This is a genomic window from Pseudomonas sp. 21 (assembly GCF_000955805.1).
In the GTDB taxonomy this organism is placed as follows: domain Bacteria; phylum Pseudomonadota; class Gammaproteobacteria; order Pseudomonadales; family Pseudomonadaceae; genus Pseudomonas.
Genome location: NZ_JYOA01000010.1, coordinates 187,484 through 202,951, shown reverse-complemented (window position 1 = coordinate 202,951; position 15,468 = coordinate 187,484). Strand labels below are relative to the sequence as shown.

The window sequence follows — 15,468 nt, the reverse complement described above, 5'->3', positions numbered from 1 at the left end:
TGGTTTACACACCGGGCGCCGTGACTATAATGGCGCCCCTCCTTGCCGGTATAGCTCAGCTGGTAGAGCAACTGACTTGTAATCAGTAGGTCCCGGGTTCGACTCCTGGTGCCGGCACCATCTTCAAAAAAGCCCGCAGTCATGCGGGCTTTTTCATTTCTGCCTACTATTCGCCTACTTCGCCAGGCAACATCAAATCGCCACACCTTAAACGGATTCGGTATTTTCCCTACACTGCTAGGGAACGAGTCGAGTTACTGCAAGTCCAAGCGCGTTTGGTTGTGCCCCTATTCGCGTCTGGACTGATGGCCCTATGAGTGGCACAACTCATTGTGTATCTTCTGCAGCGCCTGACTCCCGGTCGATTCCCGCTCAACACAACGACCGAGATCGGCGATGCTGCTTTAGGACGAATTTCTCAAAGGACACGATCGATGCTGATCCCTGTGATCATCTGTGGCGGCGCTGGCAGCCGGCTTTGGCCGGTATCTCGCGAGGCCCATCCCAAGCCTTTCATGGCACTGCCGGATGGGCAGAATCTGCTGCAGAAGACGCTGCTGCGAGCAACAGCTCTCGACGGGGTGACGGAAGTCATGACCGTCACCAACCGCGAGCTGTTCTTCAAGACCGAAGACGAGTACCGCAAGCTCAAGGCCAACGCAGGCTGCCTCAGCTACGTGCTCGAGCCCTTCGGACGCAACACTGCGGCGGCAGTAGTCTCCGCGGCGCTGCAACTGGAGCAGGCGCATGGTCCGGACGCCGTCATGCTGGTGCTTCCCGCCGACCACCTGATCAAGCGTACCGATGCCTTCGCCGATGCCGTCGCACGCGCCAGCACCCTCGCGTCCCAGGGCTGGCTGGTTACCTTCGGCATCCAGCCGAAGTATCCGGAAACCGGGTTCGGCTACATCGAGTGCGACAGCCATGCCCTGGAAGGCGGACTGCAGGTCAAGCGCTTCGTCGAAAAGCCGACGCAGGAAAAGGCCGAAGAGTACCTGGCGGCAGGCAACTACTTCTGGAACTCGGGCATGTTCTGCTTCCGGGTCGGCACACTGATCACCGAGATGCAGGCCCACGCGCCCGAAATCCATGATTCCGTCGCCCTGGCAATCTCCGGCTCCCGACTGGCGGAAGGGCCCGCCCACCGCTGCCTGACCCTCGATGGCGATCTGTTCGCGAAAGTTCCCGACATTTCGATCGACTACGCCCTGATGGAGCGGTCGGCAAAGGTCGCCACGGTTCCCTGCGATCTGGGCTGGAGCGACATCGGCTCCTGGAATGCCCTGAGTGAGCTAACCAGCGAAGATGCGGACGGCAACCGCTGCGAAGGCGAAGTCCTTGTGCACGGAGCCAACAACAACTACGTGCACAGCCCCGAACGCCTTGCAGCTCTTGTCGGCGTGCAGAACCTGATCGTGGTGGATACTCCCGACGCGCTGCTGATCGCCCACAAGGAACACACCCAGGACGTCAAGCAGATCGTTGCGCAACTGAAGAAGAGAGGCCACAGCGCCCACCTTCTGCATCGCACCGTGCACCGCCCCTGGGGTACTTACACCACGCTCGAGGAAGGCCACCGCTTCAAGATCAAGCGCATCGTGGTCAAACCCGGAGCATCGCTGTCGCTGCAGATGCACCATCACCGCAGCGAGCACTGGATCGTGGTCACCGGCATGGCCAAGGTGGTCAATGGCGAAAGCACCCGGATGCTCAACAGCAATGAATCGACCTTCATCCCCGCCGGGCACAAACATCGCCTGGAAAACCCCGGCGTGATCGATCTCGTGCTGATCGAAGTACAAAGCGGCGACTATCTGGGCGAGGATGACATCGTGCGCTTCCAGGACAATTACGGTCGCGCACCGAACTGAAGCCGTCCTGATACTGTGCCGGAGCCGCAACGGCCCCGGCGCAGCAGCGTCATTTCTTATTCGAGGCTCTTTCTGGAGCGACTATGTTTTCGATGTTCAGAAGTCTCTGGAACTACCGGAACTTCGTATTTTCTTCAATCAAGAACGAATTTGTCGTCAAGTTCTCCCGCAGCAAGCTCGGCAGCCTCTGGATCCTGATTCATCCGCTGGTACAGGTGGCCATCTATGCGCTGGTCTTGTCCAACGTCTTGGCCGCCAAGCTTCCGGGCATCGAAAACCAGTATGCGTACGCGATCTATCTGATGGCCGGCACCCTTGCCTGGAGCCTGTTCACCGAAGTGGTGAATCGCTGCCTCGGGGTATTTCTCGAACATGGGAACCTGCTCAAGAAGATCATGTTTCCACGCATCACATTGCCGGCGATCGTCGCCGGCTCCAGCCTGGTCAACAACCTCATCCTGGCCGCCGCCATCCTGGTAGTGTTCGGCATTCTCGGCCATTCGCTGTCGTGGACAACCCTCTGGCTGCTGCCCCTGACCCTCCTGGTGCTGGCCTTTGCCATGGGGATCGGCCTGGTCATGGGGGTACTCAATGTCTTCATCCGTGACTTCGGGCAGATTGTGCCAATCGTTCTGCAGGTGCTGTTCTGGTTCACCCCGATCGTCTACCCGAGCAATATCCTGCCGCAATGGCTCAAGGGCTACCTGGCCTTCAACCCGCTCTACCCGGTAGTCGACGCCTACCACGAAGTCCTTGTCTATGGACGCACTCCGGCGCTCGACTCACTGCTCGGCATCAGCCTCTCCAGCCTGCTGCTGCTGGGGTTGGGCCTCTTCATGTTCCGGCGCGCCAATGCCGAAATGGTGGACGCGCTATGAAACTACTCAGCGTCAACGATCTGGGCAAAGCCTACCGCTCCTACAGATCCGAGTGGCAGCGGGTCGCCGCCTGGTTCAACCTGCCAAGCCGCCCCGCCGATGAGCACTGGGTACTGAGGCACGTCAGCTTCGACATCAAGCCGGGCGAGGCCATCGGCATCATTGGCCAGAATGGCGCTGGCAAGTCGACCTTGCTGAAGATGCTGACCGGCACCCTCCAACCCACGGAGGGGAGTGTTCAGCGCAATGGCCGGATTGCCGCCATCCTGGAGCTCGGCATGGGCTTCAACCCGGAGTTGACCGGGCGCCAGAACGTCTACCATGCAGCCGGTCTCATGGGATTCAGCATCGAACAGATCGCCGGAGCGATAGACGAAATCGAGGCATTCGCCGAGATTGGCGAATACTTCGATGAAACTGTCCGCACCTATTCCAGCGGCATGCAGATGCGCGTGGCATTCGCCGTAGCAACTGCGTTCCGCCCAGAAATACTGATCGTCGACGAAGCACTCTCGGTAGGGGACAGCTACTTCCAGCACAAGAGCTTCGAGCGCATTCGCGAATTCCAGCGCCTCGGCACCACCTTGCTCATTGTTTCCCATGACCGAGGTTCCATTCAGGCGCTGTGTGATCGCGCCATCCTTCTCGAGAAGGGAACGATCATCAAGGATGGTGCGCCGGAAGAGGTGATGGACTTCTACAACGCCCTGATCGCCGAGAAGGAAAATGCCACGGTCACGGTCACCGAACTCGAGGATGGCAGCCGGCAAACCCGCTCGGGTACCGGGGAGGCGAGTGTCGATGAAATCAGCCTGCGCAATCATGCCGACAAGCCCGTCGAATACGTGACAGTTGGCGAGCCGGTACGGCTGTCGATCTGCACACGTATCAACAAGGATATTCCCGAACTCGTGGTGGGTTACGCCATCAAGGACCGATTGGGACAGACAGTCTTTGGAACCAACACTCACCACTTGGGCTGCGCACTTCACGACCTCAAGGAAGGCGAGTCGATACGTTACGGATTTACCTTCCCGGCGAACCTCGGTGTTGGGTCCTACTCGGTTTCGGTGGCCCTGCACACCATGGATACTCACATCGCCTGCAACTACGAATGGCGCGACCTCGCGCTGGTGTTCAATGTGGTCAACACCTCGAAGAAAGAATTCGTGGGGCTCTCCTGGCTTCCCCTTGATGTCGAGTGCAGCCGATGATTGGAACGTTCTACCGTGAGTTCGAAGATCGCCACCGCGGCTCCCGTGAACTGATCAAGACCCGTCTGAAGGCTTATCTGCCCTTCCTGGAGCCTCTGCAATCGCTGCACCCTGACCTGCCGGCTCTCGATATCGGGTGCGGACGTGGCGAATGGCTGGAATTGCTGCTGGAACTCGGGGCCCAGGCCCAAGGCGTCGATCTCGACGACGGCATGCTGCAGGCGTGCATCAAGCTGGACCTCCCGGCCCGAAAGGGCGATGCGCTGGCCACTCTGCGCGAAATGCCTGACGCCAGCCTGGCGCTGGTTTCCGGCTTTCATATTGCCGAGCACCTGCCTTTCGATCTGCTGCTGCAAGTCACCATCGAAGCACTCCGGGTGCTTCGTCCGGGCGGGCTGCTCATCCTGGAGACCCCCAACGCGGAGAACCTGGCGGTCGGCAGTCACTATTTCTACATGGACCCGACCCACGAACGCCCCATCCCCCATCTTCTGTTGAGCTTCGTCACAGAAAACGGCGGTTTTGCCCGCAGCAAGTTACTGCGCTTACAAGAGCCGGAGCAGTTGCGCGAAGCTGTTCAGGTACGCCTGATCGACGTCATCACCGGCACAAGCCCCGACTACGCTGTCATCGCGCAGAAAAACGCCCCGGAAGAACAGCTGGCGATCTTCCAGCCAGCTTTCGAGCGCGAATACGGACTCTCCCTCGATACCCTTGCGCAACGATACGACGATCGGCTGGCCGGCTCCATGCAGGCCCTGGAACAACGGATTGAAGCTGCCGACGAGCATACCCACCAAATGTATATGAACGCCGAACAAGCCCTCGCGTCATTACGGACTGAACTTCAGCCACTCTTCGATAACGCGGAGCAGAATCGCAGATTGCTGAGCGATATTCCTTCGCTGATGGAAAGCGTCGCGCAGAACCAACAGTTACTGATCGAGCTGCAGCAAGCACGCGAGCAACTCACTGCCGCGCTGACCAATGCTGACCACTGGTACGCCCAGGCACAACTTCATATTGCCCACGGCCGGACGCTGGAAAACAGCCTTTCCTGGAAAATCACCCATCCGCTGCGCGTCAGCAGCCTCGCTCTTCGCAATCCCGTCCGCCAGGCCAAGGCGGTATGCAAGCGAGGGCTGGTATCGTCGATGCGATTCGTGCTGAAACGCCCGGAAACGCGCCAGCGCGTGATGGCCCAATTGCGCAAGCATCCTCGACTCTATGAGCGCCTTCGCCGAATCGCTGGCGCTCACGGACTGGTGGGAAACGCTCCTGTCATCGCACCACAGAAGGCACGGGAAGTTGCCGCTGCGGATCTGAGCAAGATGAGCCCGCGGGCTCGACAGTTTTACCAGGAACTCAAGCAAGCCATTCGGGATAAGAGCAACGATTGATGCGCATCGTAGTCGACATGCAGGGAGCGCAAACGGAAAGTCGCTTCCGCGGTATAGGCCGCTATACCTTGTCCTTCACCCAGGCGCTGGTCCGCAATCGCGGCGACCACGAGATCATCCTGGCGCTGAGCGGGCTCTTTCCGGACACCATTGAGCCTATCCGCGATGCGTTTCATGACCTGCTTCCAGCGGACAACATCCGTGTCTGGAACGCCCCCGGTCCGGTCCAGGAAGTCCACGCCGATAACCAGGACCGCAGAGACGTCGCCGAACTGGTTCGCGAGGCATTTCTGGCGAGCCTGAAGCCGGACGTAATCCACGTCACCAGCCTGTTCGAGGGGTTCACCGACAACGCCGTGGTCAGCATTGGCCGCCTGGACACGATAACGCCGGTTACCGCGACCCTTTACGATCTTATTCCGCTGCTTAATCCGGACCAGTACCTCCGCCCCAACCCTGATTATGGGCGCTACTACGAGCGCAAGATCGGTCATCTGGGACGGGCTGCCGCGTGCCTGGCAATCTCGGAATTCGCCCGCAATGAAGGCCTGCAGAATCTGAGTTTCGCGGACGACGGCATCATCAATATGTCTACCGCCATCGAGGCGGACTTCCACCCGCTGGACATCTCCGAATCGACTGCCAATGCCCTGAAGCAGAAGTTCGGCCTGACGCGACCGTTCCTGCTGTATGCAGGCGGAGCCGACGAGCGAAAGAACCTGCCACGGCTGATCCAGGCCTTTGCTGCCTTGCCGCCACACCTGCGCACAACCCACCAGTTGCTGTTGGCCGGCAAGATCTCCCAGGTTGATCTCGAGCATCTGCATCATCATGCGCGACTGGCCAGCCTGGGCGCGGACGAGCTGATCTTCACGGGTTATGTGAGCAATCAGGAACTGCATCAGCTCTATAACCTCTGCCACCTCTTCGTATTCCCTTCCTGGCACGAGGGCTTTGGACTGCCGGCGCTGGAAGCAATGGCCTGTGGCGCTGCGGTCATTGCCGCCAACACATCGAGCCTTCCAGAAGTCATCGGGCGCGAAGACGCCTTGTTCGACCCACTGGATGTGCATTCCATCGCAGGCAAGATCGCCGAGGTACTGGAGTCGGAAGAGTTTCGAGCGGACCTGCAAGCCTACGGCCAGGAGCAGAGGAAACGCTTCTCCTGGGACAAGACTGCAGGGACCGCCCTGAAAACGTTCGAAAATCTGTATGCAGCCGCCCAGCAGGTCCCGCTCCCGGATCTCGCGCCACAAAAAGTACAGACTCGCCTGCTCGATGCTCTGGGATCGTCGAACTGCGTGGCACGCCTCACCGATCGGGATCAGGCCCTGCTGTGCATGGACGTAGCGCAGAACCACCCTTCTATCAATCGCATTCCACAACTGTTCGTTGATATCTCCGAGTTGGTTCAGCGTGACAGCGGCACGGGCATTCAGCGGGTTACAAGATCCATCCTGCGTGAATTGCTGGTCAATCCACCAGCGGGCTTCGAGGTCCGCGCCGTTCAGTCATCCCACGGCAGCGGTTGCTACCACTATGCCGACGGTTTCGTTCGCCAGCTCATGAACGATGACAACGGAGCCGCGGAGGACTCTGTCATCGAACCTCAGAGCGGTGATCTGTTCCTGGGGCTCGACCTGCAGCCACAAGTTATTCCCGAGTGCAGAGAGTATTACCGGCATCTGCGGAATATCGGCGTACAGGTGCACTTCGTGGTCTACGACTTGTTACCGGTACTCATGCCGCATGCATTCCCCACGGGTGCCAGCGAATCCCACGCTCGCTGGCTCGAGGTCGTGATCGAGAACGATGGTGCGATCTGCATATCAAAAGCGGTAGCCGATGAACTTTCCGACTGGATGTCCTCCCTGCGTTCGCCCGAGCGCAAACCTTTCGCACTGAACTGGTTCCATCTCGGGGCTGATATCGAGAACTCGATACCCACCCGCGGCCTCCCGGCAAATGCGGCGAGCGTACTGAAAAACATGGCGGCACGCCCAAGCTTCCTGATGGTGGGTACGGTAGAGCCACGCAAGGGGTATGGCCAGGCGCTGGCCGCCTTCGAGCAGCTCTGGCGAGAAGGGCAGGATGTCGCGCTGGTAATCGTCGGCAAGCGCGGCTGGGAAGTCGACTCCCTGGCGACAGCTCTCGAGAGGCATCCCGAGCAAGGCAAGCGCCTGTTCTGGTTGAGTGGCGTCAGTGATGAGTATCTTGAGCGGATCTATGCAGAGTCGAAATGCCTCCTGATGGCATCCGAGGGCGAAGGCTTCGGCCTACCCCTGATCGAAGCTGCAAGGCATCATCGCCCTATCGTGGCACGAGACATCCCTGTCTTCCGTGAGGTTGCAGGGGACCATGCGCACTATTTTTCCGGGACTTCCGCCGAACACCTTGCAGGCAGCCTTACCGCCTGGCTCGATCTGAACAAGGATGGCCTCGCACCAAGCTCGGAAGGCATTACACACCTGAACTGGGCACAGAGCGCCGAGCAGTTGCTCGATGCAGTACTGCCACCTGCACCTCGTCGCCCAACAGCAGAGTCAATCTCGACGCCCTCTGGATCAGGCAGACCGCTCGCCTTGGTCCTGGCGCCGTATCCCATCCGCAAGCCTCGCCATGGAGGACAACTGCGGACGGCCGCCATCTGCCAGCGCTTCCGCGAGCATGGCTTCGATGTACGGTCTATCGGCTTCTATCAGTCGGAAGCCTACAGGCACGATGAACTTTCTTCGGGTGACATCGCATTCCCCTCGCAAAGCCCGTATCGCCTTTACAAGGGCCGCAGCATTCCTGAGCTCTCCGACTTCCTGATGGCGTCCTTCGCGACCAAGGATGAACAGGCCTATCGGCATATTGCCGACAGCATCCACTTCCCAGTCGACGCCATAGTCGTTGAACAGCCCTGGTTCTACCCCCTGGCGAAACGACTGCAGGCTGAGGTTGCGTTCTGCAAGCAGGCACTCATCGTGTTCAGCTCGCAGAACATCGAAGCGCCCATGAAGCAGCAGATCCTCGAAGGTGCCGATCGCATCGTGGTGGAAGCCATTCAGGATATTTCGAGCCTGGAGCAAGAAGCGGCACACAATGCCGATCTGAGTGTAGCGGTAACCGACGAGGACGCTGACGTTCTGCGCACCTACGGCGCCGATGCTGTTCTTACAGCACCGAACGGTATCAATCCCTGGTCGGCCGACCCGCAGCTTCTGGAGCACTGGCGCGCCCGCCTGCCGCAGGCGCCGTGGCCGCTCTTCGTCGCCAGCGCTCATCCACCAAACTACACCGGCTTCATCGCCTCAGTCGGCGACGCACTGGCCTGCATTCCTCCCGGGTCGCGACTGGTGATTGCTGGAGGTGTCGGACCACATCTGGAGCGAATACTGCTGGCTTCACCCTGGGGGCAACTGAATGCATCTCGCCTGCAGATCCTCGGGGTACTCGATGATGACGACCTGATTGCTGTCAAGCATCTCGCGCATACCTTCCTGCTTCCCATAGGCGGTGGCGGCGGATCGAACATCAAGACTGCCGAGGCACTCTATTCTGGCAAGCCCGTGATTTGCACGAGTACAGCCCTGCGTGGGTTCGAGCAGTTCCGGGAGCTTCCCGGAATCTCCGTCGCCGACTCACCTCAGGCTTTCCAGGAACTCCTGCGGCACACACTGGCGCAGGACGGCTCCCCGAAGTCCGGACGAGAAGTCGACCGCAGACTTCGTCAGCGACTGACCTGGGCCGCCAGCCTTGCCGCGCTGCCTGAGCGTGTAAAAAACCTGCTGAATGAAAATTGGAAGGCCCAATGAGTATCTGGCTGGATATCACCACAACCCTGGCCTGGGGACGGCCGGCATTGGGCATCGTGCGTGTTGAAGCAGAAACCCTGCGACATTTCCTCAGTCTAGAGGATGATCAGGTGCGACTTTGCCGCTTTGAGCGAGAAAGCAGCACCTACCATGAAGTTTCTCGCGAGGAAGCTCTCGGGGCACTGGCTCGCCTCGATGCGGGCGGCCACGCGAGACCTGCCCAACCGGCAGCCATGCCCAAAGCGGCAGTGCCAGCGTCGGAGCCGCTGGAGGTTCGCCTTGAACGCTGGGGGCGTAATACCATCGCCAGGCTGCCGGGGCGCTACCAGCTAAAAGCCCGCCACTGGGCGCTCCAATGCCGGTCCATTGTCCGCAAGTTCTCCAGCTCGCAACCTCAAGCCACTGGCAACGTCCTGTCCGCTGTCACGGCAGCGGCGCGCGTACATCTCCAGCCAGCCTCACCATTCGACAAGGGCGATACCTACATTTCCCTGGGTATCGACTGGGATCAGAAGGACCTCTCGGTTCTCTACGCGCTCAAGAAGAGCCTTGAACTGAAAGTCATTCTGTTCTGCCACGATATCATTCCCATCCTGATGCCTGAGTACTGCGTACCGGGCGTACCCGAGAAGTTCCCGAGTTACTTTGCTGATGTCGCCTGGTGCGCCGATCTGATCCTGTGCAACTCGGAATGCTCACGAAATGACCTGTTGGACTATCTGCACAGCGTCGGTGCTCCTGTTCCGAAACTGGTCACCGTGCGGCTCGGAGGCGATATTCCGGCCTCTGCAACTCAGCCGCCATCTGCCGAGATTGCGGATTTACTAAACGAGCGCTACATCCTCTTCGTTTCCACGATTGAAGCTCGTAAAAATCACAAGGTCCTCTATAAGGCCTACAAGCGGCTGCTGTCTGCAGGACAAAAGGATCTCCCCAAACTGATCTTCGTAGGAATGCAAGGTTGGGGAGTCGACCAGCTCATTCAGGATCTGGAAGAGCCATCCATCCAATCCCACATACTTCGCCTGCAGAACGTTTCCGATAGCGATCTTGCCCATCTCTACCGGCATTGCCTCTTTACTACCTACCCTTCGTTGTACGAGGGCTGGGGAATTCCTGTCGCAGAGAGCCTGGCCTATGGCCGATTCTGTCTGGCATCCGATGCAGCCTCGATTCCAGAGGTAGGAGGCAACCTGATCGAATACCTTTCACCACAAGACGAAAGTGCCTGGGCAGAGCGGATAGCGTGGTACGTCAAGAACCCGCAAGCAGTTGAAAGTCGTCAGGAAGTCATCCGAAATGACTATCGTCCAGTGCGCTGGAGCGACACGGGGTCAGCCATTTTTCAATCCGCCGTCGCAGCACGAAATGCTGCATCGCAGAGCCCCGCTCATTCGGATTGATGGTATGCCTTGCGAGGCGGCACTACGCCCCTTGCAGGTCAATCCGACTGTACCAGGGACCTTCGCCTCTGCTATCGCGAAACAACTCTGAAAAGCCTCAGTCGGAGCTGCAATCCGTCGCAGCCCGATTGAATCGAGCCTCTCGCAGAGCCGCCCGTCCCTGAACGGCGTGAGCGATTCAGCCCGGTATCGAGACAAGGCATTTAACGTCTCGCAAGCATGCCGGGCTCAAGGTACGAACCACTGCCTCAAAGCCCGTCACGGCTCGCTTTCAGGCGGTTTGACAACATCCAGCGCACCCTCATCGGAAAGTGCTGGAGGAATGGTGTTTCACGTTGGCCACTCCGAAAATTCGGAGCTATGATCGCGCCTCTTGTGTATGGCAGGCTGCTTCCAGGTGCACGCCTCAAGTAAAGGAATAGGATACTGATGAAAGCTATCGTTACCGGGATCACTGGCCAGGATGGGGCCTACCTCGCTCAGCTGCTGCTGGAGAAAGGCTACAAGGTCTACGGGACCTACCGCCGTACCAGCTCGGTCAATTTCTGGCGGATCGAAGAGCTGGGCATTGAAAAGCACCCGAATCTGCACTTGGTCGAATACGACCTGACCGACCTTTCCGCCAGCATCCGCCTGCTGCAGACCACCGAAGCCACCGAGGTCTACAACCTGGCGGCACAGAGCTTCGTGGGTGTGTCCTTCGAGCAGCCGCTGACGACCGCCGAAATCACCGGTCTGGGCGCAGTGAACCTGCTGGAAGCCATTCGCATCGTCAATCCGAAGGTCCGCTTCTACCAGGCGTCCACTTCCGAGATGTTCGGCAAGGTGCAGGCCATTCCGCAGGTCGAGGAAACGCCGTTCTACCCGCGCAGCCCCTACGGCGTAGCAAAGTTGTATGCCCACTGGATGACCATCAACTACCGCGAGTCCTACGACATCTTCGGTAGCAGCGGCATTCTCTTCAATCACGAGTCGCCGCTGCGCGGCCGTGAGTTCGTGACCCGCAAGATCACCGACACCGTCGCCAAGATCAAACTCGGCAAACAGGACCGCCTCGAACTGGGCAACCTCGATGCCAAGCGCGACTGGGGCTTTGCCAAGGAATATGTCGAGGGCATGTGGCGCATGCTGCAGGCTGACAAGCCCGACACCTATGTGCTGGCAACCAACCGCACCGAGACCGTGCGCGACTTCGTGAGCATGGCATTCAAGGCCACCGCCGTTGACCTGGAATGGAAAGGCAGCGCAGAGGCCGAGCAAGGTATCGACGCCGCGACCGGCAAGGTGGTCGTCTCGATCAATCCGAAGTTCTATCGCCCGGCAGAAGTTGAGTTGCTGATCGGCAACCCCGAGAAAGCCAAGCGGGAACTTGGCTGGGAACCTACCACTACCCTGGAACAGCTCTGCCGAATGATGGTCGAAGCGGATCTACGCCGTAACGAACAAGGCTTCTCGTTCTAAGGGGATACGCATGCCAACCGCTCTGGTAACAGGCGCTTCGGGTTTCACCGGAAGCTACATGGTCGACGCGTTGAAGCAACGCGGGTTCTATGTAGTGGGCCTCGGCAGCGAGGCCACCCATGCAGATGAAACCCTGGCATGCGACCTGACTGACATGGCGGCCGTCCGGGCCGCCATTCAGAAGGCTCAGCCCGATTGGGTCATCCACCTGGCCGCACTCGCCTTCGTCGGCCACGAAGATCAGGAAGCATTCTACCGGGTCAACGTCTTCGGCACGCTCAACCTGCTCAGCGCTCTCGCCGAACTGGAGAAATCGCCGCAGCGAGTACTGATCGCCAGCAGCGCCAATGTCTATGGCACACCTGGCATCGAGGTCATCTCCGAAGACATCTGCCCTGCCCCAGTCAATCATTACGCCTGCAGTAAGCTGGCGATGGAGCACATGGTTGCGAACTGGTTCGACCGCCTGCCCATCGTCATAGCGCGCCCGTTCAATTACACCGGGCCGGGCCAGAGCGATCGCTTCCTGATTCCGAAGATCGTCAGCCATTTCGCACAGCAGAAGACCGTCATAGAGCTGGGCAATCTCGATGTAAGCAGGGATTTCTCGGACGTCAGGGATGTCGTGGAAGCCTATCTGCACCTGCTCGACTCCGATGTGCACAGCCGGAAAATCAACGTCTGTTCCGGCAAGGCTGTCGCGCTGCGCGAGGTGCTGACCATGATGGAAGACCTGGCCGGCTACAAGATCACTGTGCAGGTTAATCCTGCCTTCGTTCGAGCCAATGAAATTCCGGTCCTGCGCGGCAGCAACGAGGCCCTGGCACAGGCTACCGGCTTCACCCCCAGACACGACCTGAAGCAGACTCTGGAAGACATGCTGGCGGCGCAACGACAGGCTGCAGGCACCAGCACTTGATGAGGGTTGGGCTGGGCGCGACGCAGTGGGCCAGGGGAACCCTGGCAGGCCATCTGGATGGAATCGGCGTTTACACCAAGGCCCTATGGGAAAGCCTGCATCGCCATGAAGTCCAGCCTGGCTCCGAATTCACCTGCAAGACATACGCTTTCGGCAACCGCATGCCCGACTTGAAATGCGGCCGCCCTGAGATTCTGGCGAAGCATTTCCCTGTTCATGCGTTGTGCTCGACACTCTTTGGCGCTCCCCGTCGACAGTCTGAAGCACTGCGACAGCAGATCGATCTGTTTCATGCAACGGACCACCACATCCCTCGCCTTCGGGGGACGCCGGTCGTGGCCAATGTGATGGATCTGATTCCGTTGCTGCATCCTGAGTGGGTCGCCCCCCGGTTAAGAAGCGCCAAGAACTGGCTTTTCGGTCAAACCGTTCAGGGAAGCGATCACATCATCACGATCTCCGAGTACAGCAAACGAGACCTGATCGAACACCTCGGCGTTGCCGCCGAGCGAATATCGGTCACGCCCCTGGGAGTAGATCCGGTTTACTTCGAGCGAATCGAAGAAGCCGCGCTAATGCAGGTTCTGCAGGAGAATGCCCTGAGGCCTAGCTTCTTCCTCTGCGTCGGTACGCTACAGCCGCGCAAGAACCTCGAGCGGGTCCTGGCCGCCCACCAGAGTCTTCCGGCACATATTCGCAAAGCACACCCGCTGGTTGTCGTGGGACGCGCAGGCTGGAGAGCGGAAACGTTGATCCCGCAATTGCGCGCCCTCGAATCCAGAGGCGAAGGGCGATGGCTCGACTATCTTCCCCGCAATGGCGTGCTCGCATTGCTACAGAGCGCCAGTGCAGTCGTATTCCCCTCGCTCTATGAGGGTTTTGGGCTGCCAGTGATCGAAGCATTCGCAGCTCGCTGCCCCGTGATCACCTCCAACACCACGTCACTTCCAGAGGTGGCCGGAGATGCTGCGCTGCTGGTCGATCCGCTGGACGAATCGGCGATTGCGGCGGCCATGAATGAAGTGCTTGCCGCCCCAGACCAAACAGCTGCACGTGTCCAGCGAGGAATTCTGCGAGCGCGGACATATTCATGGGATGCGTGCTGCGATCATACTCTGGACGTCTATCGCCGCGTCATTCAGCAATACCATTGACAAGTCGGCGCGCCGCCCCGGAAGAAGTCTGCTTCGGTGACCTCAGCGGGGCGGTAGAGCCGGATTCCCATTCCTGAGAGCAACGATGGCGAAAAAGCGAGTCCTGCTGGTCAACAAGTATTACGCCCCATCCACCGGCGGAATCGAAACGGCCGTCAAGCAATATGCCCATTGGTACAGCGAGAGCGATCACGAGATAACCGTGCTGTGCTGTGCCAACGAGCGCATGATCCGCAGCCGGGAGGAACGGGTCGACGGCATTCGGGTGCTGCGCGCCGCATCGCTGGGAAACCTGTTGTCAGTTCCCCTGAGCTTCGCCTTCTTCTGGCACTTCCTGTTGCAGTCGCGCAGGGCCGATATCACCCATATCAACCTGCAGTTCCCCTCCGCCAGCCTGGCAATGTTCCTTGCATGCTGGCTGATCAAGGGCAAGACCGTGGTCAGCTATCACTGCGACGTCTACCGCCAGCGCTATCTCAAACGAATAACCTACCTGTTCGACCGCTTTGCCGTGCGCAATGCCGACCTGGTCATCACCGGCAGCCCGGCATTGCGCCAACATTCCGAGGTGCTACGCGACATTTCCCGGGAGATCTCACCCATTCCCTACACGGTGGACCTGCAGTACGTCGAGCAATGCCTGTCCCGCAGGGCCGAGCATGTCCTGCCCGAGCACTTTGAGCGGGAGGGATACTGCGTTTTCTTCGGCCGGCTGGTGAGCTACAAAGGCACCGAATCGCTGGACAGCGCATTTCGCCAGCTCATGGCCCGTGGAGCGCCCGTCAATCTGGTGGTGTTTGGAATCGGTCCGGAAGAACAGCGGTTCTGGAAGCTTGCCGAGGACTTCCCGGAGCGGATGCACTTCATCAATGACTTCGTCAGCGACGTCGAGAAATACCATCTCATCCGCAATTCGCGGATATTTCTCTTCCCGTCGGTCTATTACTCCGAAGCTTTTGGTATCGCGCAACTGGATGCCATGGCCTGTGCAAAGCCCGTCATCAACTGCTGGCTGCAAACCGGCGTGAACTGGGTTGCACCAAACGCCGAGGCCGCCGTCACGGTAGAGGCCGGCAACCCGGACAAGCTCGCAGAGGCCATCCTCGCCTTGCAGAATGACCCCTTGCAGCTGGCGGCCCTGGGAGAAGGAGCGCTGCAGCGCTGCAAATCGGTTTTCGCCGAGGACAAGGTCCGCGCTCGCTTTATCGAGCTGATCCAGAGGCTATGACGCGGCCAGTACAATCAACGACAAGTGCTTCACCAACTGGCTCGCCGGCCACAGCGAAACTGACTGACCAGTCATCCGCAAACAGGGTTGCCCGCCCGCGACCTAGACACTTATCCTGCGTCATATAAGCGATAAATAAC

10 protein-coding genes and 1 tRNA gene are annotated in these 15,468 nt (G+C 59.2%); all 11 read left to right on the top strand.

What is annotated here, in order from left to right; all coding sequences use genetic code 11:
- Positions 1-44 precede the first annotated feature (44 nt).
- The 11 genes from UB43_RS22860 to UB43_RS28880 all read left to right on the top strand — a co-directional run bounded on the left by UB43_RS22860 (position 45) and on the right by UB43_RS28880 (position 15,328).
- Positions 45-120 (top strand) — tRNA-Thr (locus UB43_RS22860).
- 314 nt (positions 121-434) lie between these two features.
- Positions 435-1,871: a mannose-1-phosphate guanylyltransferase/mannose-6-phosphate isomerase gene (locus UB43_RS22855; protein WP_045215744.1), complete on the top strand. Its 1,437-nt coding sequence runs from the start codon at positions 435-437 to the stop codon at positions 1,869-1,871.
- Between the two features lie 83 nt (positions 1,872-1,954).
- Positions 1,955-2,749, top strand: coding sequence for an ABC transporter permease (locus UB43_RS22850; protein WP_045215741.1), 795 nt, complete (start codon positions 1,955-1,957; stop codon positions 2,747-2,749).
- The gene (locus tag UB43_RS22845) at positions 2,746-3,963 is read left to right on the top strand and encodes an ABC transporter ATP-binding protein (protein WP_045215739.1); all 1,218 of its coding nucleotides are present in this window, start codon (positions 2,746-2,748) and stop codon (positions 3,961-3,963) included. Before UB43_RS22850 ends, UB43_RS22845 begins: the two co-directional genes overlap by 4 nt.
- Positions 3,960-5,363, top strand: a complete 1,404-nt coding sequence (locus UB43_RS22840; RefSeq protein WP_045215736.1) for a bifunctional 2-polyprenyl-6-hydroxyphenol methylase/3-demethylubiquinol 3-O-methyltransferase UbiG — start codon at positions 3,960-3,962, stop codon at positions 5,361-5,363. Before UB43_RS22845 ends, UB43_RS22840 begins: the two co-directional genes overlap by 4 nt.
- Entirely contained in the window at positions 5,363-9,163 is a 3,801-nt protein-coding gene (locus UB43_RS22835; RefSeq protein ID WP_052969595.1) for a glycosyltransferase, read from the top strand. The genes UB43_RS22840 and UB43_RS22835 overlap by 1 nt, the downstream gene beginning before the upstream one ends.
- Positions 9,160-10,566, top strand: coding sequence for a glycosyltransferase family 1 protein (locus UB43_RS29255; protein ID WP_082085891.1), 1,407 nt, complete (start codon positions 9,160-9,162; stop codon positions 10,564-10,566). The genes UB43_RS22835 and UB43_RS29255 overlap by 4 nt, the downstream gene beginning before the upstream one ends.
- A gap of 429 nt (positions 10,567-10,995) precedes the next feature.
- Positions 10,996-12,027: a GDP-mannose 4,6-dehydratase gene (gmd, locus tag UB43_RS22825; protein WP_045215733.1), complete on the top strand. Its 1,032-nt coding sequence runs from the start codon at positions 10,996-10,998 to the stop codon at positions 12,025-12,027.
- A gap of 10 nt (positions 12,028-12,037) precedes the next feature.
- A complete protein-coding gene (locus UB43_RS22820; protein ID WP_045215730.1) occupies positions 12,038-12,946 on the top strand; it encodes a GDP-mannose 4,6-dehydratase in 909 nt (302 codons plus the stop codon).
- Positions 12,946-14,100 carry a glycosyltransferase family 1 protein gene (locus UB43_RS22815; RefSeq protein ID WP_045215728.1) on the top strand — a complete coding sequence of 385 codons (1,155 nt, stop codon included), beginning with the start codon at positions 12,946-12,948 and terminating at the stop codon, positions 14,098-14,100. Before UB43_RS22820 ends, UB43_RS22815 begins: the two co-directional genes overlap by 1 nt.
- Before the next feature lie 85 nt (positions 14,101-14,185).
- A complete protein-coding gene (locus UB43_RS28880; protein ID WP_052969594.1) occupies positions 14,186-15,328 on the top strand; it encodes a glycosyltransferase in 1,143 nt (380 codons plus the stop codon).
- Positions 15,329-15,468: the final 140 nt, after the last annotated feature.